Here is a 23,335-nt window from a genome sequence, read left to right on the forward strand (position 1 = left end):
ATCAATTATATATTTGCGTCATAATTACGCAAATATAATTATTGTGGTTTATAAATTGTGTGAGAAATATAACACACCAATATTTGATAATATAAATAAAGCATTAGTTAAATTCTAAAAAAAAATTATGAACGGATTATTATTAACTGACGGTTACAAAACAGGACATCACCAACAATATCCTAAAGGAACAGAAGAAGTGTATTCTAACTGGACACCTAGAAGTAATAAATATGCTCCAAAGGGTTGTGATAAAGTAGTTTCATTTGGACAACAATACGTTTTTCAATGGTTACACGATTATTTTCAAGATAATTTCTTTTCAAAACCTAAGGCAAAAGTTTGTAATGAGTTAAAAGAAGAATTGTCTTTGTATTTAGGTACTGATTATGATGTAACACATTATGAAGAGTTACACGATTTACAATATTTACCAATAAAAGTGAAGTCATTACCAGAAGGAGTAGAGGTGCCAATTAGAGTGCCTATGGTTACTGTAGTAAATACAGATAAAAAAATCTATTGGATAACTAACTTTTTAGAAACCATTTTATCTACAATGTTATGGCAACCAATGACATCAGCTTCTATAGCATTGCGTTATAAGAGAATTTTTAAAGATTGGGTGTTAAAAACGGATAAAGAAAATGAAGCTTTTATAGATTTTCAAGGGCACGATTTTTCAATGAGAGGTATGGGAGGTTTACAAAGCGCTATATCTTCAGGAATGGGACACGGAGCAGTATTTTTAGGTTCTGATACTTTACCCGTAATTAGTAGTTTACGTAAGTATTACAAAGCAGAAGGTTTTGTAGTCGGTTCAGTAAACGCTACTGAACACTCTGTAATGTGTGCAGGAACAAAAGATGATGAAATAGGAACTTTTAGAGCTTTAATGAATACGTATCCTAGTGGTATTTTATCAGTAGTAAGTGATACTTGGGATTTATGGAAAGTATTAACAAATTATTTACCACAATTAAAAGAGGAAGTTTTAGCAAGAGATGGTAAGCTAGTAATACGTCCAGATAGTGGAGACCCTGTAGATATTATTTGTGGTGAAACTAAAATACTTGGCGGAGAAGCACCAAAAGATAAAGGAGTAGTAGAATTGCTTTGGGATATTTTTGGAGGAACAGTAAACGAACAAGGTTTTAAAGTTTTAGACAGCCATATTGGAGCTATTTATGGAGATAGTATTACTACGGAAAGAGCAGAAAATATTTGTCAACGATTACACGATAAAGGTTTTGCTTCTACTAATGTAGTTTTAGGAATAGGTTCTTTTACGTATCAGTTTAATACAAGAGATACTTTTGGTTTTGCAATGAAAGCTACTTCTGTAGTAGTTAACGGAGAACGAAGAGAGATTTTTAAAGACCCAATTACAGATGATGGAATTAAAAAATCTGCCAAAGGGTTAATAAAAGTAGATAAAGTTAATAATGAATTAGTTTTAGTAGACCAGGTTACTCCTGAAGAAGAGAATAAAGGTGAGTTACAAGTTATTTATGAAAATGGTAAATTTTTAAATCCAATTACTCTACAAGAGATTAGAGAAAGTATTAATACTAATATTTAATTAAACAACTAGATTATGGATGTTTTAGAATTCGATTTTTATAATAGATTAAAGCAAGATTATTTAGCTCATAAAAGTCTATTTGTAGCATTTGATTATGATAATACAGTTTTTGATTACCATAGTCAAGGTATTAATTATGAACCTATAGTAGAGCTTTTAAGAATCTGTAAGTCCTATGGATTCACGTTAATATTATTTACAGGGAATGAAGGAGAAAAATTAGACGTTATAAAGCAAGATTTAATTGAACGTGACATTCCTTTTGATTTAATTAATGAGAATCCTTTAATGAAAACTAGAAAGCCTTATTATAATATATTATTAGACGATAGGGCTGGATTAAAAGAATCGTACAATAATTTAAAAAGATTGATAGATGAAATACGAAATAAAGAAATTTAAAGACGGACAAGTATCTGCAAAGATTACTAAAGAAGGAGATATTCATATTAAAATTCGTGGTAATAGTTATGAAGATTTATTTAGAGCTGGTGCTATTAAAGAAGCTTGGGATGCAGAGAATTCTGAAAACAAAACTACTATCGCTAAACTGACTATATTTTGTTTAATAGGTCAACGTTCAGACAGGCGCTTTAATAAAGGAGAATCTTTTGATTTAAAAATCATCAGTAAGTTTATTAATTCTATGCAATTTGATAAAGTTTTTATTTTACATCCACATAGCCCAATTTCTTTAGCGTTAATAAATAATTCAGAGAAAATCTCTCATTTTGAATATGTTGAAAAAGTATATAACACAATAGGCAATCCAGTACTAGTTAGTCCTGATGCTGGGGCTTATAAAACAACGCACGAAATTGCAGAAAAACTGAATGCAGATTTGGTTCCTTCTAACAAGGTTAGAGTAGAAGGAGCGCCTGTAATTAGTATTCAAGGCGATGTAAAAGATAAGGATTGTTTAATTGTGGACGATTTAGCTGATGGTGGTAGAACATTTAAGTTTTTAGCCAAAACTTTAAAAGAGCAAGGCGCATCAAAAGTATTTTTATATGTAACTCACGGGCAATTCAATTATGGTTTTGATGAGTTGAAAGAAACAATTGATCATGTTTATTGTACAAATAGCTATAAAACAATTGATGATGATTTTGTTACACAATATAAAGTTATATAAAAAATCCCAAACTGAAAAGTTTGGGATTTTAAGAATGTGATTGTATTTTTAGTAAAGCGCTTTGTATTTCTGTGGATTTACTTCATGCATCATTTCGTATATTTTTTCAAAAATATCTTCTGCAGAAGGTTTTGAGAAATAATCTCCATCTGTACCATATGCAGGTCTATGTGCTTTGGCTGTTAAGGTTTGTGGTTTACTATCTAAATATTGATATCCATTTTGGTTTTCAATAATTTCTTGCATTAAATATGCAGAAGCTCCGCCAGGAACGTCTTCATCAATAACTAGTAATCTATTTGTTTTAGCGATAGATTTTACGGTATCATGATTAATATCAAAAGGTAATAAACTTTGCGCATCAATAATTTCAATTTCAATACCAACTTGTGATAAATCTTTAGCTGTTTCTTGAACAATTCTTAATGTAGAACCGTAAGAAACTACAGTCATGTCACTTCCTTCTTTTAATTTTTCTATTACACCAATAGGAGTCTTGTATTTACCAATGTTAGTTGGCATTTTTTCTTTTAAACGATATCCATTTAAGCATTCTATTACTAAAGCAGGATCATCTCCTTCTAATAATGTATTGTAGAAACCAGCAGCTTGCGTCATATTTCTTGGAACTAATACATGAATTCCGCGAAGGTTGTTAATTATTCCGCCCATTGGAGAGCCAGAATGCCAAATACCTTCTAATCTATGTCCACGAGTTCTAATAATTAGCGGCGCTTTTTGTTTTCCGAAAGTTCGGTAGCGAAGCGTTGCTAAATCATCACTCATAATTTGAAGTGCGTATAATAAATAATCCAAATATTGAATTTCTGCAATTGGGCGTAAACCACGCATTGCCATTCCAATACCTTGACCTAAAATGGTTGCTTCTCTAATTCCAGTGTCTGAAACTCGAAGTTCTCCAAATTTTTCTTGCAACCCTTCTAAGCCTTGATTTACATCTCCAATATAACCTGCATCTTCTCCAAAAATTAATACTTCTGGGTGTTTAGATAAAATTTCGTTGAAGTTGTCTCTCATAATCACACGAGCATCAACCAAATTATCTTCTGCAGCGTAAGTTGGTTTAACTGGAGCAATATCTGTGGTTTTGTATGCTGTTTCGCTTACTAAATGTGATGAGTATTTAACTTCGGCATTTTTAGTTGCGTTTTTAATAAAGTTTTGTAGTTCAGTTTTTTCTGCAAAATTTTCATCTCTTAGGTATCGTAAAACCTTACGACATGCTATTAAAATATCTTTTCTAACAGGTTCTATTATTGCCTCTAAGTCGCTTTTGTATTTAGTGATAAAAGCGCCACTGTTGCTTTTCTTAGCAATTCTTTCAAATAAATTTGCTGCAGAAATTAATTCTACTTTAATTTCATTTAAATAAGAATTCCAAGCGTTTCTTTTTGCTGCAGAAACTTCTTTCTTGGCATTTTTCTCTATATTTATTAATTCTTCTTCAGAATCTACAAATTTTAAACTTCCTCCTTTTCCATCACCAAGCTCGAAATCTAAAATCCAATTTCGCATTTGTGTAATACAATCAAAATCTTTTTCCCACTTTAAACGTTCTGGGGTTTTGTATCTTTCATGTGAACCAGAAGTAGAGTGGCCTTGAGGTTGTGTTAATTCTTTAACATGAATTAAAACAGGTATATGATGTGTTCTTGCAATTTCTGATGCTCTATTGTATGTATCAACAAGTTGTACATAATCCCATCCATTAACTACAAAAATTTCGTAACCATTTGTATCTTTTTCTTTTTGAAAACCTTTTAAGATTTCTGAAATACTTTCTTTTGTTGTTTGGTGTTTTGCGTGTACTGAAATTCCGTATTCATCATCCCAAACATTCATTACCATTGGTACTTGTAGAACTCCAGCGGCGTTTATTGTTTCAAAAAATAAGCCTTCAGAAGTACTAGCATTTCCAATTGTTCCCCAAGCAACTTCATTTCCTTTGTCAGAAAAGTTGGTGAAATTTTCTAACCCTTTTACATTTCTGTATATTTTAGAAGCTTGTGCTAATCCTAATAAACGAGGCATTTGACCCGCTGTCGGAGAAATGTCTGCTGAAGAATTTTTTTGTTGTGTTAAGTTTTTCCAATCGCCATTTTCATCTAAAGAATGTGTAGCAAAATGACCGCCCATTTGTCTACCTGCAGACATTGGTTCTATCTTAATATCGGCATGCGCATATAAACCAGCGAAAAATTGTTGTGGATTTAACTCGCCAATTGCCATCATAAAAGTTTGATCTCTATAATAACCAGACCTAAAATCTCCATTTTTAAAAGATTTTGCCATTGCTAATTGTGGTACTTCTTTACCGTCTCCAAAAATACCAAACTTAGCTTTACCAGTTAAAACTTCTCTACGACCTAATAAACTACATTCTCTACTAAGTCTTGCAGTTTTATAATCTTGTAAAACTTCATTTTTGAAATCATTAAAAGAAATTTGTTCAGCGGTAAGTTTTGCTTGTTTGGTAGCCATAGATATCTATATTTTTTGCTTCATTGCAAAAGTACGTTTTTTAGGTGAATTTTAAAAATATAAAAGCTTTATTACGAATATCGTAATATTTTTACGATTTAAGAGTGTTTTGTTATTGAGTTTATAGCAATCCTCTTCTAATATAGTTGTAAATTCTGTCAAAACTTGTGGTGATTACAAAACGTATTTTGCTACTATAATTATCATTAAACTGAAATCCTTCGTTAGTGTAAACTGGTAGGTAAAATTCAAAAATATTTGGAATAAAATTAAGTCTTACTCCGTTTTCATAGAAAAAACGTGGATTTTGATTTTTGTTTTTTAACATTGCAGCATCATTATACACTTCTATCCAGTTCCAAATACCAATACTAGAATTAATAGAAGTTGCTAGTTGATTAGCAAAAACATCTTGATTAAAGTTAGATTTAAAACCACCATCTGCAACAACAAATTGCTGACTAAATAAACCAGAACTTTCTGATCTTCCAAATAAGTTTTGTTCAAATAGATAATCTGATCCACGGTTTAACCCAAAGCTAAAGTAATCTCCTTTGGATTTATTGTTAAGAAAAACTCCTCCAAAAAAGCGCAACTCAAAATTTTGGTTTCTATTAAATTCTTTTCTGTAACGGATGTCTGTTGAAAACTTAGTAAAGTTATTTCCAAATTCAGCATTTAAAGCATATTGAAATCTTTTTACCACATTGGGTTTGCTATTAACATATCTTACATTAAAAATTGTGTATTTGTCTCTTTCCGAGACTTGTAAGCTGTCAGGTACGTCTTTGTTAATGTAGACTAAACGAGTTAGTAGAAACTTAGTTCCAACATCTCGTAAACTATTTCTTTTAAATTGAATGTTTACAAATGGAGAAAATTTGTTGTAGCCTAATTCTGGAGCATAATGAAAGTTGCTACCACTAACACCGTATTTAATTTTATAAATTTTATCACTTTTAAAAAAATGATTGTAACCTAGTGCATAGCCACCAGTTAAATTTTTACTTTTTGTACTGTAATTTGGAGTTAAGCTAAACTCGAAATTATGAGCTAAAACAGGCTTGTTGTTTAGGTTAATACCTAAAATTAATCCATCATATAAATTATATCTAATGTTTGGACTATAAAAAAGTTGATTGTAATAAGGGTCTCCAACATCTTTATAAGGCCTAAATTGAAAAGGTTTGTTAAGTAAGCTATTATTTGTTTTTCTAAAGTTATCTAACGAATTGTATTCTGGATATAATTGCTCGTAATTTAATGCTAGTTTATCAAATCCGTTTTTTGGAATTGTAATCGTTTTAGTAGAATCTACTCCAGTAATCCATTTTTTAAATTTTATTTCTTTGTCTTTTACGCCATATAAAGCAACCGGCGCAGTCATTTCTCTTTTATTTTTTATAGTAATTTTTAAAGAGTCTTCAGTTTGTACTACTTTCTTTATTTTGTAATCTATTTTTTTATCTGTTGAAATATAATCTCCAAAAAACCAATCAAGATTTTTATCTGTTTTAGAGGTTAGTATTTTTTTAAACTGAAGACTGTTTGTAGGTTTTAATTGATTTTTCCCATAGAATTCTTTGAATGAATTCTTTAAAATACTATCTCCAATATAATCTTGTAAGTATCTAAAGCCTAAGCCAGCTTTATATTTACTAACTACTTTTCTGTTGAAATTAGATAATGAATCTGCTCTAACATTTAAAGCTTGGTCAAAGAATTTACGAGCACTAAATTGATACACAAATTGATATTTGTCATTCTGTTTTAATTTTGAAATGTTGTAGCTCTTTATTCCCCAATATTTAGAGTATTTACCTAAAATAGTAACTTCTGGATAGTATTTCTTCACATATTCTATCATTAAAAAAGTTTGAATACCGTCTTTTAACCAGTAATCTTTTCTTTTATTGAATAGTAAAACATCATCTAAATATTTAATTGTTAATGAGTTAAAAAAACGCATTTCCCATCTAAAATTTTCAGGAAATGGTTTTAGCCATTTAGGTAATCCGTAAATGTCATGTAAAGAGTTTTTTCCAACAGAATTTCTGTCAATAAATATTTCTTTGTTGGGGTATTTTCCTAGAAAGTCTTCAATAAAATTTAATTCTCTATCAACAATATCTGTGGCAACTCTTGGGTCTAGAAAATCTTCTAATAAATCGGTTTTTACTAAAGTTTTTTTAGTTTTTAACGTTGTAAATTTATTAATACTGTCTATGCTTATAATTACATCTTTAGTGTTGTTTCCGATAAAATTAGTAGTTGTAGTTCGGTTTTTTTTAAGAGTGTTTTTTAAATTACTTTCTATAGAATAAACTCTCGGAGCAGTGATGCTAATATTGTAATTAGCAATATTCATATATAAGTCATCCAAGTTTAAATTACTCATAGTTTGCCAACCATTTTCATAAACTACAGGGGTTAAATACCAATAGCGTAAATGAAAGCCAGTTTTAGTTTTTCCATATCTGGTAAATTTAGCATCAGGTATTTTAACAGTGTAATTTGCTGTAATTACAATACTATCATTCGGTTTTAAAGAGGTATTTAAGTCAATTTTAAGAATGTCTTGATGATTTATAACTTCATTATATTCTACTTTTTGGTAGTTTACTAAAAGATTATGAATAGTAGTAGAGCCTTTTTCTTTGTTCTTTGAAAAATAAAATGTGCTTTTATAGTCTTCTAAAAAGCGTTTTGCTAATGGAGTGTTGTTGTTTGCGAAGCTGTTAGCCCAATTGTGTAAGTATAAATTGTTAAGTATGGTGTTTGTTTTATTGTGAAATGTAATTTCTTGAACAATACTTAACTTGTCTGAATTGTCTAGTAAGTGAGCATCAATTTTTATCGCGTTTGTTTGCGATAACAGTATTTTACAACTGAATAATAAAAGAATAAAGAGTGCTTTCTTAAAATTCATATGGAAACAAAAAACTCGTTGCACAATGTACAACGAGTTTTTTAGATAATTTATTATTTTTAGAAATTTGGCTTTAACTGATATTTAGCGTAGAAATTATTTAAATGCTCTACAGCTTCATCTGCAGTATCTACAACTCTAAATAAGTTTAGGTCTTTCTCACTAATATTTCCTTCTTCTAAAAGTGTGTTTTTAATCCAGTCTAATAAACCACCCCAGAATTTTTTACCTACTAAAACAATTGGGAAACGTCCAATTTTATTAGTTTGAATTAAGGTAATTGCTTCAAACAATTCATCCATTGTTCCAAAACCTCCAGGCATTACAATAAAACCTTGTGAGTACTTTACAAACATTACTTTTCTTACGAAGAAGTAATCGAAGTCTAAACTTTTACCTTGGTCAATCCATGGATTATCATGTTGTTCAAAAGGCAATTCAATATTTAAACCAACAGAAACACCTTTTCCTCTATGTGCACCTTTGTTACCAGCTTCCATAATTCCTGGTCCACCACCTGTAATAACTCCAAAACCATTCTGAGTTAATTTAAAAGCAACTTCTTCGGCTAATTTGTAATATGGGTGATCTGGTTTTGTACGTGCAGACCCAAAAATTGAAACACAAGGTCCAATTTTACTTAAGCGTTCGTATCCTTCAACAAACTCAGCCATAATTTTAAATATAGCCCAAGAATCGTTTGTTTTAATTTCGTTCCAAGTCTTTGTTTGTAATTTTTCTTTTATTTTTCTATCTTCTTGCGTCATAATTATCCTTTTTAATTTAATATTTCTTGCATAAAAGCAAGCCTGCTAAAGTAATTCTTTTTTCAAAAACTTGGCAGTATAACTTGTTTTATGTTTTGCAACTTGTTCTGGTGTTCCAGAAGTTAATACTTTTCCACCATTTTTTCCGCCTTCCATTCCAATATCAATAATATAATCCGCTAGTTTTATAACGTCCATATTGTGTTCAATTATTAAAACAGTGTTTCCTTTGTTAGCTAATTTATTTAAAACTTCCATTAAAACTCTTATGTCTTCAAAATGAAGTCCAGTTGTAGGTTCGTCTAAAATGTAAAAAGTATTTCCAGTGTCTCTTTTAGACAATTCAGAAGCTAATTTTATACGTTGCGCTTCTCCTCCAGAAAGCGTAGTAGATTGTTGCCCAAGTGTTATATAGCCTAAACCAACATCTTTAATGGTTTTTAATTTTCTGTAAATCTTAGGAATGTGCTCAAAGAAATCTGTAGCATCTTCAATAGTCATATTTAAGATGTCTGAAATTGATTTCCCTTTATATCTAATTTCCAGTGTTTCTCTGTTAAAACGTTTTCCTTGACAGGTTTCACATTCAACTTGAACATCAGGTAAAAAATTCATTTCAATAACTCGAACTCCGCCACCTTGGCAAGTTTCACAACGTCCGCCTTTTACATTAAAACTGAAACGTCCTGGCTTATAACCACGAATTGCAGCTTCTGGCATTTTAGCAAATAAACTTCTGATTTCGCCAAAAGTTCCTGTGTAGGTTGCCGGATTAGAACGTGGTGTTCTTCCAATAGGAGATTGGTCAATGTCAATAACCTTATCAATATGTTCTAAACCTGTTATTTTTTTATACGGCATTGGTTTTTTAACACCTCTGTAAATATGTGCGTTAAGAATTGGGTATAAAGTTTCGTTTATTAAAGTCGATTTTCCGCTTCCAGAAACTCCGGTAACGCAAATCATTTTTCCAAGCGGAAATTCTACGGAAACATTTTTTAAATTATTACCTGTTGCTCCAGAAAGTTTAATGGTTTTTCCGTTTCCTTTTCTTCTTTCCTTCGGAACTTCTATTTGTTTTCTTTTTGATAAATAATCTGCTGTTAAGGTTTTTTCTTTTTTGATTTCATTAAAAGTTCCTTGACTTACAATTTCGCCACCATGTCTTCCCGCTCCAGGACCAATATCAAAGACAAAGTCGGCACTTTTAATCATGTCTTCATCGTGTTCTACAACTAAAACCGAATTACCAATATCGCGCAATTTTACTAAAGAATCAATCAGTTTTTGATTATCTCGTTGATGTAAACCAATACTTGGTTCATCTAAAATATATAAAACACCCACTAATTGAGAGCCAATTTGAGTTGCCAAACGAATTCGTTGCGCTTCTCCACCAGAAAGCGATTTTGATGTTCTGTCTAAGGTTAAATAATCCAAACCAACATCTACCAAAAACTGAATACGAGTTCTTATTTCTTTCAGGATTTCAGCAGCAATGGTTAATTGTTTTTCTGATAAGTTTTTTTCAATGTTTTTGAACCAGTTAGCAAGTTCTGTAACATCCATTTGTGCTAAATCGCTAATGTTCTTGTCGATAATTTTAAAATGAAGTGCTTCAATTTTAAGCCTTTTTCCCCCACAAGTAGAGCAAGAAACTTCATCCATAAATCCTTTTGCCCAACGTTTAATTGTTGTGCTTTCGGCATTTTTATATTGATTTTCAATAAATGAAATAATTCCTTCAAAGTCAATTTCGTAATTTTTTGTTACGCCAGCAGCTTTTGCAGAAATTTTAAAGGTTTCTTTTCCTCCATTTAAAATAATTTCTTTTGCTTCCTTCGGAATTTTAGAAATAGGATCAGTTAATTTAAACTTATAACGTTCTGCAATATTTTCAAGCTGTTTAAAAATCCAACTTCCTTTTTGTTCACCTAACGGAACAATTCCTCCGTTTTTAATAGAAATTGAAGTATCTGGAATTACTTTTTGTTGATTAATTTCATTGGTAATACCTAAACCATTACAGCTTTGGCAAGCTCCTTTTGGAGAATTAAATGAAAACGTATTTGGTTCTGGATTTGGATAGGCAATTCCGCTTGTTGGACACATTAACTCACGACTAAAATAACGTGGTTTTTCAGCATCAACATCAATAACCATTAAAATATTATTACCAGAATATAACGCGGTTTTTATGGTTTCTTCTAATCTTTTTTCAGCAGATTCATTAACAACTAATCTATCTATAACTACTTCTATATCGTGTGTTTTATAACGATCTAGTTTCATTCCTTTTTCAATCTCCTTTATTTCTCCATCAACACGAACACGAACAAAACCTTGCTTGGAAATTTGCTCAAAAAGCTCACGATAATGTCCTTTCCTGGATTTTACTAAAGGTGCTAAGACGGCAATTCTTTTTCCGTCAAAATCTTTTAAAATTAAGTCTCTAATTTGTTCATCAGCATAACTCACCATTTTCTCGCCAGTATTATACGAGTAAGCGTCGGCGGCTCTTGCAAATAATAAACGAAGGAAATCGTAAATCTCTGTAATTGTACCAACGGTAGAGCGCGGACTCTTGTTTGTAGTTTTTTGTTCTATGGAAATAACAGGAGAAAGTCCATCTATTTTATCAACATCGGGTCTTTCTAATCCGCCTAAAAACTGACGTGCATATGCAGAAAATGTTTCAATATAACGTCTTTGTCCTTCAGCATAAATAGTATCAAAAGCTAATGAAGATTTTCCGCTTCCACTTAAACCAGTAATAACTACAAGCTTTTCACGAGGAATTTTTACATCAATATTTTTTAGATTATGAGCTCTTGCTCCATAAACTTCTATAAATTCTTGCTCTTTAGCCATTGTTATTTTTTGGAAAAAAGCAAAGTTACCAATTTGATTTGAGTTTTGGTTTGTATGTTGCAAACAAATCAGTTGAAAATAGTATCTTGCAGTTATAATAAAAGCGTTAATGGGATTAAATTCAGTAAGACATTTTTTTGAGAAACACGGTTTTGGTGTTTTTTCTCGATTTGCAGACAAATTAGGTATGCGTGCAAAAAATGTGCGTATATTTTTTATATACATTTCTTTTGTAACCGTTGGTTTGTCTTTTGGTTTGTATTTAACATTGGCTTTTTTATTACGATTAAAGGATATGATTTACACTAAAAGAAGTTCAGTTTTCGATTTATGAATAAAATGTTCGAATCTAAATTATACCGCGCTTTAACACTCTTTTTTATAATAATATTATTGGGTGTTTTTGGTTTTATGGTAATTTCTGGTTACGGTTTTATAGATGCACTTTATATGACAGTAATTACAATATCTACTGTTGGTTTTAGTGAAGTACATCCTTTTACAGATGCAGATAAGATTTTTGCTGTATTCTTAATTTTAACGAGTGTGGTTGTAGTTGGTTATACAATTTCATCATTTTCAGAATATTTAATTACGGGACAATTATTTGAACATTTTAAACACAAAAAAGTGGAGAAGAAAATAACAAAACTTAATGGACACACCATAGTTTGTGGTTATGGTAGAAATGGAAAACAAGCAATTGCAAAGCTTAAAAGTTATAATAAGGACTTTGTTGTTGTAGAAAAAAACCAAACACTTGTAAAAAAATTAGATGCAGAAGGAGTTTTAAATGTTCAAGGAGATGCAACTACAGATGAAACGATGCTGCGTGCAGGTATAGATAAAGCTTCCTATTTAATTACAGCTTTACCTTCGGATGCAGATAACTTATTTGTGGTGTTAACGGCAAATCAATTAAATAAAGAATGTAAAATTATAAGTAGAGCTTCTAAAGAATCTTCATCTAGTAAACTTAAAATTGCTGGCGCAGAAAATGTAATTATGCCAGATAAATTAGGTGGTGCTCATATGGCATCTTTAGTTGTTACTCCAGATGTTATTGAGTTTGTAGACCAATTAACAATTTCAGGAGAAACCACAACAAATTTAGAGGAGATTGATGTTAATAATCTTCCAGAAAAGTATATTGGTAAAACTATTTTAGATTTAGACTTACGTAAGAAAACAGGTTGTACGGTAATTGGTTATAAAACACCAAACAAAGAATATATTATTAATCCAGAAGCAAATACGGAGTTAGTTTTAGATTCTAATTTAATTATTTTAGGACGTCCAGAGCAGATAACCAAACTTAGAGAATTGTTCTAATGATAAAAGTACTCATCACAGGAAGTAATGGTTTGTTAGGGCAAACGCTGTTAAAGCAATTGTTAGATACACGTTGTAATGTTATCGCGATATCTAAAGGTAAAAACAGGTTTCCAACTGAAGATGGATATCATTATTTTGGAATTGATATAACAAATACAGACTTACTTTTAAGTACAATAAGAGCTGTAAAACCACATTTTATTATTAACGCAGCAGCAATTACAAATGTAGATTTTTGTGAAGATAATAAAGAGTTGTGTGATGCAGTAAATGTAGATGCAGTAAAGCATTTAGTTGCTGTAACTAAGGAGTTAAATGCCCATTTAATACATATTTCTACTGATTTTATTTTTGATGGAACAAAAGGAAGTTATAAAGAAACCGATATTCCAAACCCTGTTAACTATTACGGAAAATCAAAATTATTAGCTGAAGAAGTAATTGTAAACTCAACCATAGATTACACTATTTTACGTACAATTTTAGTTTTTGGTAAAGTAGCAAAAATGAATAAAGGAAACCTCGTTTTATGGTTAAAAGAAAAGTTAGAAGACAAAGATGAAGTTACTATTGTTAACGATCAATTTAGAATGCCAACTTATGTAGAAGAGTTAGCAAGAGCATGTTTGTTAGCAATGCAAGAAGAAGCTAAGGGAATCTTTAATATTTCGTCTAACAAGCTATTAAGTATTTATGAAATGGCACAACAAATTGCCGAAGTCTTTGAATTAGATGAAAACTTGATAAAACCAATTTCTACTGCAACTTTAAATCAAAAAGCAAAAAGGCCACCAAAAACAGGTTTTAATTTAGATAAATCTATTAAAATTCTTGGTTTTCAGTCAAAATCTTTTAAAGAAAATTTACAAAAATTTAAAGAAAAACTAATATAAATTTCACTTTTAACGAGCAAAACTTGTCAAAAGTGCAATTTTTTATGATATTGCGAGCTACAAATTTAAAAAACTAACACTTAATATTATGAAGAAACAATTACTAACATTGTTAGCAATCTTAGCGCCGATGTTTACATTTGCTCAAGAAAAAGGTCTAGATCAACGTATAGACGAGGCATTTAAGCCAATATCAGATTTTTTTAGTAGCGTAATTTTCTTCCCGATTTACAAAAGTGAGAGTATAGAAATTCCATTTGTACTTCTTCTATTAGTATTTAGTGCTTTGTTTTTTACTATTTATTTTAAATTTCCGAATCTTTTTCATTTTAAAACAGCAATTAACGTTGTTAGAGGTAAATATGATGATTTAGATGACGGTCATGGCGTTGACGAAGCGTATGGAGATAGTACTCCAGGAGGAGATATTAGAGAAACAATTAAAGATGAAAGTGCAGAAGGAGAAGTTACACACTTTCAAGCCTTAGCAACAGCAGTTTCTGGAACAGTTGGTAATGGTAACATTGCAGGTGTTGCATTAGCAATTGCCTTAGGTGGTCCAGGAGCAACATTTTGGATGGTTGTTTGTGGATTCTTAGGAATGTCTACAAAATTTGTAGAATGTACATTAGGAGTTCAATATAGAGATGTTGGAGAAGACGGAACTGTTTATGGTGGACCAATGTACTACATAAGTAAAGGTTTAAAAGAGAGAGGATTTGAAATGATTGGAAAAATTGCAGCAGTAATTTTTGCAATTTTCTGTATTGGAGGATCTTTTGGTGGTGGTAACGCTGCTCAATCTAACCAAGCAACTGTAGTATTAAAAGAGTTGTTAGGATTAGAAAGTTCTGCAGCTGGAGCAATCATTGGAGTTGTATTAGCAATTATAGTAGGTATTATAATTATCGGAGGAATTAAAAGAATTGCACAAGTTACAGAGAAAGTAGTTCCGTTTATGGCAGGATTATATGTGTTAGCTTGTTTATATATTTTAGGTTCTAACTTTTCTCTAGTTGATGATGCATTTGCTTTAATTTTTAGAGAAGCATTTAATCCAACAGCTATTGGAGTTGGTGGTTTTATAGGTGTATTATTAGTAGGATTTAAAAGAGCTGCATTTTCAAACGAAGCAGGTGCAGGTTCTGCATCAATTGCGCATTCAGCAGTAAAAACAAAATATTCAGCATCTGAAGGTTTAGTAGCATTATTAGAGCCGTTTATTGATACAGTATTAATTTGTACAATGACAGCCTTAGTAATTATTATTTTTAACTTTGGAGGTGATGCTTCTGGAGCAACAGTTTTCCAATATGGAGGAGACGGAAGTGGTGGAGTATTTATTGAAGGTGTAAGATTAGAAGGAGCTGGAATAACTTCAGCAGCATTTGCAGAGTACATCCCTTTTTCTAATGTATTCTTAACTATTGCAGTAGTATTATTTGCAGTTTCTACAATGATTTCTTGGTCTTATTATGGATTACAGTCTTGGAAGTATTTATTTGGTAGAGGTAAAAAAGCAGATTTAACATACAAATTATTATTTTTATTATTTGTTGTAATTGGTGCGGCAGCAAGTATGAAATCTATTTGGGATTTCTCTGATGCAATGATTTTTGCAATGGTATTCCCTAATATGGTAGGATTGTATTTCTTATTCCCAGTTGTTAAAAAACAATTAAAAAGATATACAGACGCTATAAAAGAAGCTAAAGCATAATATTTTATTATGAACATATTTAAATCCCATTTCTGGTATAACAAAAGCCAAAGAAATGGGATTTTCTTTTTAATACTACTTATTGTAGTTCTTCAATTAACATATGCATTTGTAGATTTTTCTTCGGAAGAATTACACGAGACAAATACTTCTGAATTATTAGTATTTCAGCAAGAAATAGACAGTTTAAAAGCTATTGAAGTTGAATCTCGAAAACCAAAAATCTATCCATTTAATCCCAATTTTATTACAGATTTTAAAGGCAAGCAATTAGGAATGTCTTTAAAGGAAATTGATAGATTACATCAGTTTAGAAAGCAAAATAAATATGTGAATTCTGTAAAAGAATTTCAACAGCTTACAAAAATATCAGACAGTTTATTGCAAACGATGGTTCTGTATTTTAAATTTCCAGATTGGTTAACTTCTAAGAAAAATCGAAATAAGAAAAAGAAATTAAGTTCTATAGAAAAAGCTTTTGAAGAAGAAGATTTTGAAGAAATTTCTGAAGAAAAAGAAGCAATTATTAAATTAAACGTAAACACAGCAACGTTTAAAGAGTTGCTTAAAATTCCAGGAATAGATTATGACTTATGTAAGAAAATTTTTGAATTTAGGGATGAGGTTGCAGAACTACAAGATATCTCTGAAATCAAAAATATCGAAGGTTTTCCAATAGAAAAATACGAGAGAATAATTGTATATTTGACTGCTAAATAAACAGCAACAAACAACTAAAAACAGACATATGTACTTTACAGAAGAACACGAATCCTTTCGACAAAGTTTTCGGGAATTTTTACAGAAAGAGGTAGTTCCACATATAGATAAATGGGAAAAAACAGGAACCGTAGAACGTTTTATTTGGAAGAAATTCGGTGAAATGGGTTACTTCGGAATAAATCAACCTGAAGAATATGGTGGAATGAATTTAGATTTATTTTACACAGTAATCTTTTTAGAAGAATTACAAAAAATAAATTCTGGTGGATTCGCGGCAAATATGTGGGCACATGGATATTTAGCCATGACACACTTAAATAAAGAGGGTGATGATCGAATTAAAAGAGAGTATTTAGCACCAAGTATTGAAGGTGATAAAATAGGATGTTTGTGTATTACAGAGCCTTTTGGAGGATCTGATGTCGCAGGAATGCGCACAACTGCTGTTAAAAAAGGAGATACTTATGTGTTAAACGGATCTAAAACGTTTATTACAAACGGAGTGTATTCAGACTATTTAGTAGTTGTTGCAAAAACAAACCCTGAAGATAAGTACAAGGGAATGAGTATTTTTGTAGTGGATAGAGATACTCCGGGAATTTCAGCTACCAAATTAGATAAATTAGGTTGGAGAGCCTCAGATACCGCAGAAATTGCTTTTGATAATGTTGTCATTCCTGCTGAAAACTTAATGGGAGAAGAAGGAAAAGGATTTCCTTATGTTATGCAACACTTTGCTTTAGAGCGTTTAGTTATGGGAATTAACGCCCATGCAAGAGCCGATTATGCTGTAGAATATGCTGTAAAGTATATGGAAGAACGTGTTGCGTTCGGAAAATCTTTAGATAGGTTTCAGGTATTGCGTCATAAAATTGCTGAAATGGCAAGTAGAGTAGATATGTGTAGAGAATACAATTACTCAATTGCAAAGCGTTTAAATGACGGAGTTTACGTTGTAAAAGAAGCCAGTATGAGTAAATTATTATCAACCAAAATGGCTGATGAAGTAATTTATGAAGCATTACAGTTGTTAGGAGGTTATGGTTACATGGAAGAATATCCAATGGCACGTTTATTACGTGATAGCCGTTTAGGACCAATTGGTGGTGGAACTTCTGAAATCTTAAAAGAGATTATCGCAAAAATGGTAATTGATAAGAAAGAGTATAAGCCTGCAACTTAAAAAAAAAGTATTTATAAAATGAAAAAACCGAAACTATTAAGTTTCGGTTTTTTTATGATTCGTTAAATATAAAAGATAATTAAACAGTTCTAGTTCTATTCAATAACCAAAAATCTGCTAAAACTAAAGCAGCTAAAGCTTCAACAATAGGTACTGCTCTAGGTACAACACAAGGATCGTGTCTTCCTTTTCCGTGAATTTCTGTTAATTCTCCTTCAGAATTTATAGTTTGCTGATTTTGCATAATGGTTGCTACAGGTTTAAAAGCAACTCTAAAATAGATATCCATTCCGTTGCTAATTCCACCTTGTATTCCACCAGACAAATTAGAAACTGTAGTTCCGTCTTCGTTAAAAATATCGTTATGTTCCGAACCTTTCATCTTAGCTCCACAAAATCCGCTTCCAAATTCAAAACCTTTAACAGCATTTATAGAAAGCATAGCTTTACCTAATTCTGCATGTAGTTTGTTAAAAATTGGTTCTCCCAAACCAATAGGCATATTTTTTATGACACAAGTTATAGTTCCGCCAATAGTGTCTCCAGCTTTTTTAATTTCAGTAATTTTAGAAATCATTTTTTCAGCGGAAGTTTCATCTGGACAACGAACTACGTTATTTTCAGTTTTAGAAAAATCTAAATCTTGATAAGGTTTATCAATAAAGATATCTCCAACAGAAGATGTGAATGCATTAATATTTATATGAGCAATTAATTGCTTTGCCAGAGCGCCAGCAACTACCCAATTGGCAGTTTCACGAGCTGAACTACGTCCGCCACCACGATAATCTCTTATTCCGTATTTTTTATCATACGTATAATCTGCATGTGAAGGTCTATAGATATTGGTATTGTGGTTGTAGTCTTTACTTTTTTGATTGGTGTTTCTAATAACAAACCCAATTGAAGTACCAGTAGTAGTTCCTTCAAAAATTCCAGATAAAAACTCAACTGTATCTGGTTCTTTACGTTGCGTAACAATTTTAGACTGTCCAGGTTTACGTCTATCTAATTCTTGTTGAATAGCTTCGAGGTTAACCTTCAAGCCGGCAGGAAAACCATCAATAACTCCGCCAATTGCGGTTCCATGTGACTCTCCAAAGGAGGTAAGACGTAATAAATTTCCAAAAGAATTAAACATAGTATATATATTAAAGCACGAATTTAATATTTTATGTTAAGCCAAAGAAGCTCTATTGGTAAAAAATGCAAAAAAATATCGAAAAATGTTTCTAGAAACAAAAAAGGGTATTATATTTGCACCCGCAATCAGAGAATATCTGATGAGACACTTTGGAGAGTTGGCAGAGTGGTCGAATGCGGCAGTCTTGAAAACTGTTGACTGTAACAGGTCCAGGGGTTCGAATCCCTTACTCTCCGCAAAAGCTTAAAACATTTGTTTTAAGCTTTTTTCTTTTTATACATTTGCAACAATGGAAAACAACAATCAAAAATCTACAAACCTTAATAAATATATAAGTTCTTCAGGAATTTGTTCTCGTAGAGAAGCGGAGAAATTTATTAATGAAGGAAGAGTTACAATAAACGGAAAACCAACTCAATTAGGAAATAGAGTTGGCAGAAACGATGTTGTAAAATTAGATGGACGACTTGTAAAACCAAAAAATAATACACTTTACATTGCTTTAAATAAGCCAGTAGGTATTGTTTCTACTACAGATGAAAGAGAGCCGAAAAATATTGTTTCGCATGTAAATTATCCAGAAAGACTTTTTCCAATTGGGCGTTTAGACAAACCATCAGAAGGTTTAATTTTCTTAACCAATGACGGAGATATTGTTAACAAGATTTTACGAGCAGGAAACAACCATGAAAAAGAGTACTTTGTAACTGTAGATAAAAAAATTACAGACGATTTTATTCGAAAAATGGGAAATGGAATCCCGATTTTAGGAACCGTAACTAAAAAATGTTTGGTTGAAAAAGTAAGTGATAAAATTTTTAAAATCATTTTAACGCAAGGCTTAAATAGACAAATTCGTAGAATGTGTGAGCACTTAGATTATGAGGTAACTAAGTTAAAGCGAACAAGAATTATGAATGTAGAACTGGGTTATTTGCAAGCGGGAGATTGGCGAGAATTAACCGAAGAGGAAATGCAGGAAATCAATAAAATGATTTCTTCTTCTTCAAAAACTGAAGAAGCGTCTCTTGTTAAAGAGAAACCGAAAAAGAAAGTTTCAAAGAAAAAAGCAGCGCCAACAAAAAACGATTTCAATAAAAAAAGCGCTTCATTCAGAAAATCATCGCCTAAAAACAAAAAAAGAAACGCAGGTTTTTCATCAAAAAAGAAACGCTGGTAATATTTGGGCGTTACCTTTCAGGTCAGGCTTTTCACTTCAATCTTTTTCTTCGTTCCTCAGAAAAAGGATTTCCATTGCAATCCTTAACGCGTATTTTTGCCAACTATTGGTAATATCAATTTTTAATTACTTCTATAAGAGCTGTTAAAAGCTTCTATTTTTAAGAGTCTTTTAATTTTTCAATCTTTAAATAATACTATCTTTGCCACCAATGAAATTTGACTTACACACCACAGACGAAAAAAGTAAAGCTAGAGCTGGAACAATAACAACAGATCACGGTACAATAGAAACTCCTATTTTTATGCCAGTTGGTACAGTTGGTACAGTAAAAGGCGTTCATCAATCAGAATTAAAAGACCAAATAAATCCAGATATAATTTTAGGAAATACCTATCATTTATTCTTGCGTCCAAAATTAGAAGTTTTGGAAGCAGCAGGAGGTTTGCATAAGTTTATGAATTGGGATCGCAATATCTTAACCGATTCTGGAGGTTATCAAGTATATTCTCTTTCAGGAAGAAGAAAAATAAAAGAAGAAGGCGTAAAATTTAAAAGTCATATTGACGGTTCTACACATTTCTTTTCACCTGAAAACGTAATGGAAACGCAACGTACAATTGGTGCCGATATTATTATGGCATTTGATGAGTGTACACCATATCCTTGCGATTATAATTACGCAAAACGATCAATGCACATGACGCATAGATGGTTGGATAGATGTATAAATCATTTAGAAAAACTACCTTTTAAATATGGTTATGAGCAAACTTTTATGCCAATTGTGCAAGGAAGTACTTATAAAGATTTACGAAGACAATCTGCAGAATACATAGCGAACTCTGGTCAGCAAGCAAATGCAATTGGAGGACTTTCTGTTGGTGAGCCAGCGGAAGAAATGTATGCAATGACAGAAGTTGTAACAGAAATTTTACCAGAAGATAAACCACGTTATTTAATGGGAGTTGGTACGCCAATTAATATTCTAGAAAACATTGCTTTAGGTATCGATATGTTTGACTGTGTGATGCCAACACGTAATGCTAGAAACGGAATGTTATTTACAGCACACGGTTCTATCAACATTAAAAATAAAAAGTGGGAACAAGATTTTTCTCCAATTGATGATATGGGAATTACTTGGGTAGATACAATGTACTCTAAAGCCTATTTACGTCATTTATTTGTTGCTAAAGAAATGTTAGGAAAGCAAATAGCTTCTATTCATAATTTAGGATTTTATGTTTGGTTAACACGTGAAGCAAGAAAACATATTATTGCTGGAGACTTTAGAGAGTGGAAAGATAAGATGGTTAAACAAATGGATAATCGTTTGTAATAATTGTTGTTATTCCTGTGGAAATCAGGAATCTAAAAAATAGATTTATATACATTGAAAATTCTAGATTGGTACATATTAAAACGTTTTTTGGTAACATTTTTGTTTACCTTATTAATATTGATACCTATTGCAGTTGCTATTGATATTTCTGAAAAAATTGATAAGTTTTTACGTCACGAAAACTTAACTTTTTTTCAAATAGTAGACGAATATTACAAGAATTTCATCATCTATTATGCCAATACTTTTATGCCTTTGGCATTGTTTATTGCTGTAATTTTATTTACTTCTAGATTAGCAAATAATACAGAAATTATAGCTATTAATAGTGCTCAAATTTCTTTTAAACGTTTTCTATATCCTTATTTTATAGGCGCAACTATTGTTGTAGTTGTAGCTTTAGCTATGAATCATTTTGTAGTGCCAAACAGTAATAAAATTAGAAAAGAGTTTGAAAACACATATATAAAGAAACAAAATTATAAAGATAAATCCATTAGAGATTTTAGTTTGCAACTAAACGATAGCACCTATATTTTTCTGCAAAACTTTGATTTAGAAAGAAATTCAGGATATAATTTTTCAACAGAAACCTATCATGGTTTAGCGTTAAAAACAAGGTTAACTGCAGATAGAATAAACTGGAACAAAAAAGATTCTACCTTTAAATTATACAATTGGAAAGAAAGAAAAGTCTTTAGTAACCGAGACAGTATTTTTTCTGGGAATAGTTTAGATACTGTTTTTGCATTTACACCAAAAGATTTCGATTATAAGGCTGCTTTAGCACAAGAAATGCCTTCAAATGATTTAATTTCATTTATTGATCTATCTAAAAAAAGAGGTATAAAAAACTTAAATGCTTATTTAGTAGAGCTGTATAAAAGAACAAGTTTACCAATGGCTACTTATGTACTAACGTTAATTGCTGTAGCTTTGGCACAAAGAAAACGACGTGGAGGAACAGGTATTAACTTAGCTTTAGGTGTAGCTGTTATGTTTATTTATGTATTCTTTTTAAAAGTTGCAGAGGTGTTAGGAGCAGTAGCAGGAGCAGACCCTTTATTAAATGTTTGGATGCCAAATATTGTTTTTGGCGCTTACGCAGTTTATCTTTATTTAAATGCTAGAAAATAAACTTAAAAATTATCTTCATTTACACTTTATAGTTTTCATTTGGGGGTTTACCGCAATTCTTGGAAAACTAATTTCTATTGATGCTATTCCGTTAGTTTGGTATAGAATGGGTTTAGCTGTTATTTTTATTTTTGGATACTTTTTAATAACCAAAAAGAAATTTAAAGCAGATAAAAAAGGACTCTTAAAATTTGCTTTAACCGGAATTATAATAGCTTTACATTGGGTAACTTTTTTTAAAGCGATAAAAGTTTCTAACGTTTCGGTTGCTTTAGTAATGATGAGCACCGGAGCTTTTTTCACCTCATTATTAGAGCCAATTTTCTTCAAAAGAAAACTTAAGTTAGTTGAAATTCTACTCGGTTTGTTGGTAATATTTGGACTTTATATTATCTTTAATTTTGAAAGTAGGTATGTTGAAGGAATAATTTACGCGTTAATTTCTTCCTTTTTATCGGCGTTATTTGCAGTGCTAAATGGTTTATTTGTTAAAGAATATAAGCCTGAAGTTATATCGTTTTATCAACTTTTATTTGGTGTGTTAGGAATAACCGTATTTCTTTTCTTTACACAAAGTTTTACTGCAGATTTTTTTCAATTACAAACCTCAGACTGGGTTTATCTTTTAATTTTAAGTAGTTTTTGTACAGCCTATGCTTTTATTGCTTCTGTACATGTAATGAAATATATAACACCATACACAGTAATGTTAACTATTAACTTAGAGCCAATTTATGCCATTGTACTAGCATTATTAATTTTTGGAGAAACAGAACAAATGAATCCAGCTTTTTATTACGGAGCATTAATAGTGTTGTCTACCGTTTTAATTAATGGTATATTGAAGAATAAATCGAAGTTTATTAAGAAAAACAAACAATAACTG

At 31.1% G+C, this 23,335-nt stretch carries 18 protein-coding genes and 1 tRNA gene; 14 read left to right on the forward strand and 5 right to left on the reverse strand.

Features of this window, described 5'->3' with window-relative positions; all coding sequences use genetic code 11:
* Nucleotides 1–127: 127 nt before the first annotated feature.
* The 3 genes from L1S33_RS08695 to L1S33_RS08705 are packed head-to-tail and all read left to right on the forward strand — an operon-like array spanning nucleotide 128 to nucleotide 2,720.
* Nucleotides 128–1,582 carry a nicotinate phosphoribosyltransferase gene (locus tag L1S33_RS08695; protein ID WP_240562034.1) on the forward strand — a complete coding sequence of 485 codons (1,455 nt, stop codon included), beginning with the start codon at nucleotides 128–130 and terminating at the stop codon, nucleotides 1,580–1,582.
* Between the two features lie 15 nt (nucleotides 1,583–1,597).
* Nucleotides 1,598–1,987, forward strand: a complete 390-nt coding sequence (locus L1S33_RS08700; protein WP_240562035.1) for a hypothetical protein — start codon at nucleotides 1,598–1,600, stop codon at nucleotides 1,985–1,987.
* Complete coding sequence (locus L1S33_RS08705) at nucleotides 1,962–2,720, forward strand: phosphoribosyltransferase family protein (protein ID WP_240562036.1); 759 nt, start codon at nucleotides 1,962–1,964, stop codon at nucleotides 2,718–2,720. The genes L1S33_RS08700 and L1S33_RS08705 overlap by 26 nt, the downstream gene beginning before the upstream one ends.
* 48 nt (nucleotides 2,721–2,768) lie before the next feature.
* Here the strand turns inward: L1S33_RS08705 and L1S33_RS08710 are convergent, their stop codons facing one another.
* From L1S33_RS08710 to uvrA, 4 genes are all read right to left on the reverse strand, one after another.
* Nucleotides 2,769–5,222, reverse strand: a complete 2,454-nt coding sequence (locus tag L1S33_RS08710; protein ID WP_240562037.1) for an alpha-ketoacid dehydrogenase subunit alpha/beta — start codon at nucleotides 5,220–5,222, stop codon at nucleotides 2,769–2,771.
* A gap of 121 nt (nucleotides 5,223–5,343) precedes the next feature.
* Nucleotides 5,344–8,151 (reverse strand): gluzincin family metallopeptidase, encoded by a 2,808-nt coding sequence (locus L1S33_RS08715; protein WP_240562038.1) that lies wholly within the window; start codon nucleotides 8,149–8,151, stop codon nucleotides 5,344–5,346.
* 59 nt (nucleotides 8,152–8,210) lie between these two features.
* Nucleotides 8,211–8,918: an LOG family protein gene (locus L1S33_RS08720; protein WP_072554364.1), complete on the reverse strand. Its 708-nt coding sequence runs from the start codon at nucleotides 8,916–8,918 to the stop codon at nucleotides 8,211–8,213.
* Nucleotides 8,919–8,963: 45 nt separating this feature from the next.
* Nucleotides 8,964–11,789, reverse strand: coding sequence for an excinuclease ABC subunit UvrA (gene uvrA / locus L1S33_RS08725; protein WP_240562039.1), 2,826 nt, complete (start codon nucleotides 11,787–11,789; stop codon nucleotides 8,964–8,966).
* A 109-nt stretch (nucleotides 11,790–11,898) separates the two neighbouring features.
* On the opposite strand from uvrA, the gene L1S33_RS08730 reads away from it, so the two are divergent.
* From L1S33_RS08730 to L1S33_RS08755, 6 genes are all read left to right on the forward strand, one after another.
* The gene (locus L1S33_RS08730; protein WP_240552841.1) at nucleotides 11,899–12,123 is read left to right on the forward strand and encodes a PspC domain-containing protein; all 225 of its coding nucleotides are present in this window, start codon (nucleotides 11,899–11,901) and stop codon (nucleotides 12,121–12,123) included.
* Nucleotides 12,120–13,121 carry a potassium channel family protein gene (locus L1S33_RS08735; RefSeq protein ID WP_240552840.1) on the forward strand — a complete coding sequence of 334 codons (1,002 nt, stop codon included), beginning with the start codon at nucleotides 12,120–12,122 and terminating at the stop codon, nucleotides 13,119–13,121. The genes L1S33_RS08730 and L1S33_RS08735 overlap by 4 nt, the downstream gene beginning before the upstream one ends.
* Nucleotides 13,121–14,017 carry a dTDP-4-dehydrorhamnose reductase gene (rfbD, locus tag L1S33_RS08740; RefSeq protein WP_240562040.1) on the forward strand — a complete coding sequence of 299 codons (897 nt, stop codon included), beginning with the start codon at nucleotides 13,121–13,123 and terminating at the stop codon, nucleotides 14,015–14,017. The genes L1S33_RS08735 and rfbD overlap by 1 nt, the downstream gene beginning before the upstream one ends.
* Before the next feature lie 88 nt (nucleotides 14,018–14,105).
* Nucleotides 14,106–15,737 (forward strand): alanine/glycine:cation symporter family protein, encoded by a 1,632-nt coding sequence (locus tag L1S33_RS08745; RefSeq protein ID WP_240552838.1) that lies wholly within the window; start codon nucleotides 14,106–14,108, stop codon nucleotides 15,735–15,737.
* Nucleotides 15,738–15,746: 9 nt separating this feature from the next.
* Nucleotides 15,747–16,457, forward strand: coding sequence for a ComEA family DNA-binding protein (locus tag L1S33_RS08750; protein WP_240562041.1), 711 nt, complete (start codon nucleotides 15,747–15,749; stop codon nucleotides 16,455–16,457).
* 28 nt (nucleotides 16,458–16,485) lie between these two features.
* Entirely contained in the window at nucleotides 16,486–17,643 is a 1,158-nt protein-coding gene (locus L1S33_RS08755) for an acyl-CoA dehydrogenase family protein (RefSeq protein WP_240562042.1), read from the forward strand.
* 79 nt (nucleotides 17,644–17,722) lie between these two features.
* Here the strand turns inward: L1S33_RS08755 and aroC are convergent, their stop codons facing one another.
* Nucleotides 17,723–18,784, reverse strand: a complete 1,062-nt coding sequence (gene aroC / locus L1S33_RS08760; protein WP_240562043.1) for a chorismate synthase — start codon at nucleotides 18,782–18,784, stop codon at nucleotides 17,723–17,725.
* A gap of 154 nt (nucleotides 18,785–18,938) precedes the next feature.
* Here aroC and L1S33_RS08765 point away from each other — a divergent pair.
* The 5 genes from L1S33_RS08765 to L1S33_RS08785 all read left to right on the forward strand — a co-directional run bounded on the left by L1S33_RS08765 (nucleotide 18,939) and on the right by L1S33_RS08785 (nucleotide 23,332).
* Nucleotides 18,939–19,023 (forward strand) — tRNA-Ser (locus tag L1S33_RS08765).
* A 53-nt stretch (nucleotides 19,024–19,076) separates the two neighbouring features.
* Nucleotides 19,077–19,967 (forward strand): 23S rRNA pseudouridine(2604) synthase RluF, encoded by an 891-nt coding sequence (gene rluF, locus L1S33_RS08770; protein WP_240552834.1) that lies wholly within the window; start codon nucleotides 19,077–19,079, stop codon nucleotides 19,965–19,967.
* A 211-nt stretch (nucleotides 19,968–20,178) separates the two neighbouring features.
* Nucleotides 20,179–21,309 (forward strand): tRNA guanosine(34) transglycosylase Tgt, encoded by a 1,131-nt coding sequence (gene tgt, locus L1S33_RS08775; RefSeq protein ID WP_240552833.1) that lies wholly within the window; start codon nucleotides 20,179–20,181, stop codon nucleotides 21,307–21,309.
* A 54-nt stretch (nucleotides 21,310–21,363) separates the two neighbouring features.
* Nucleotides 21,364–22,449, forward strand: coding sequence for an LptF/LptG family permease (locus L1S33_RS08780; RefSeq protein ID WP_240552832.1), 1,086 nt, complete (start codon nucleotides 21,364–21,366; stop codon nucleotides 22,447–22,449).
* Nucleotides 22,436–23,332 (forward strand): DMT family transporter, encoded by an 897-nt coding sequence (locus L1S33_RS08785; RefSeq protein ID WP_240552831.1) that lies wholly within the window; start codon nucleotides 22,436–22,438, stop codon nucleotides 23,330–23,332. The genes L1S33_RS08780 and L1S33_RS08785 overlap by 14 nt, the downstream gene beginning before the upstream one ends.
* Nucleotides 23,333–23,335 lie beyond the last annotated feature (3 nt).

Origin of the sequence: Tenacibaculum aquimarinum, from assembly GCF_022478115.1 — a bacterium.
Classification (GTDB): domain Bacteria; phylum Bacteroidota; class Bacteroidia; order Flavobacteriales; family Flavobacteriaceae; genus Polaribacter; species Polaribacter aquimarinum_A.

Bases quoted from the DNA above. Each gene is read 5' to 3' on its own strand.
- L1S33_RS08695 (WP_240562034.1), top strand. From the start codon at position 128: ATGAACGGATTATTATTAACTGACGGTTACAAAACAGGACATCACCAA.
- L1S33_RS08700 (WP_240562035.1), top strand. From the start codon at position 1,598: ATGGATGTTTTAGAATTCGATTTTTATAATAGATTAAAGCAAGATTAT.
- L1S33_RS08705 (WP_240562036.1), top strand. From the start codon at position 1,962: ATGAAATACGAAATAAAGAAATTTAAAGACGGACAAGTATCTGCAAAG.
- L1S33_RS08710 (WP_240562037.1), bottom strand. From the start codon at position 5,222: ATGGCTACCAAACAAGCAAAACTTACCGCTGAACAAATTTCTTTTAAT.
- L1S33_RS08715 (WP_240562038.1), bottom strand. From the start codon at position 8,151: ATGAATTTTAAGAAAGCACTCTTTATTCTTTTATTATTCAGTTGTAAA.
- L1S33_RS08720 (WP_072554364.1), bottom strand. From the start codon at position 8,918: ATGACGCAAGAAGATAGAAAAATAAAAGAAAAATTACAAACAAAGACT.
- uvrA (WP_240562039.1), bottom strand. From the start codon at position 11,789: ATGGCTAAAGAGCAAGAATTTATAGAAGTTTATGGAGCAAGAGCTCAT.
- L1S33_RS08730 (WP_240552841.1), top strand. From the start codon at position 11,899: ATGGGATTAAATTCAGTAAGACATTTTTTTGAGAAACACGGTTTTGGT.
- L1S33_RS08735 (WP_240552840.1), top strand. From the start codon at position 12,120: ATGAATAAAATGTTCGAATCTAAATTATACCGCGCTTTAACACTCTTT.
- rfbD (WP_240562040.1), top strand. From the start codon at position 13,121: ATGATAAAAGTACTCATCACAGGAAGTAATGGTTTGTTAGGGCAAACG.
- L1S33_RS08745 (WP_240552838.1), top strand. From the start codon at position 14,106: ATGAAGAAACAATTACTAACATTGTTAGCAATCTTAGCGCCGATGTTT.
- L1S33_RS08750 (WP_240562041.1), top strand. From the start codon at position 15,747: ATGAACATATTTAAATCCCATTTCTGGTATAACAAAAGCCAAAGAAAT.
- L1S33_RS08755 (WP_240562042.1), top strand. From the start codon at position 16,486: ATGTACTTTACAGAAGAACACGAATCCTTTCGACAAAGTTTTCGGGAA.
- aroC (WP_240562043.1), bottom strand. From the start codon at position 18,784: ATGTTTAATTCTTTTGGAAATTTATTACGTCTTACCTCCTTTGGAGAG.
- rluF (WP_240552834.1), top strand. From the start codon at position 19,077: ATGGAAAACAACAATCAAAAATCTACAAACCTTAATAAATATATAAGT.
- tgt (WP_240552833.1), top strand. From the start codon at position 20,179: ATGAAATTTGACTTACACACCACAGACGAAAAAAGTAAAGCTAGAGCT.
- L1S33_RS08785 (WP_240552831.1), top strand. From the start codon at position 22,436: ATGCTAGAAAATAAACTTAAAAATTATCTTCATTTACACTTTATAGTT.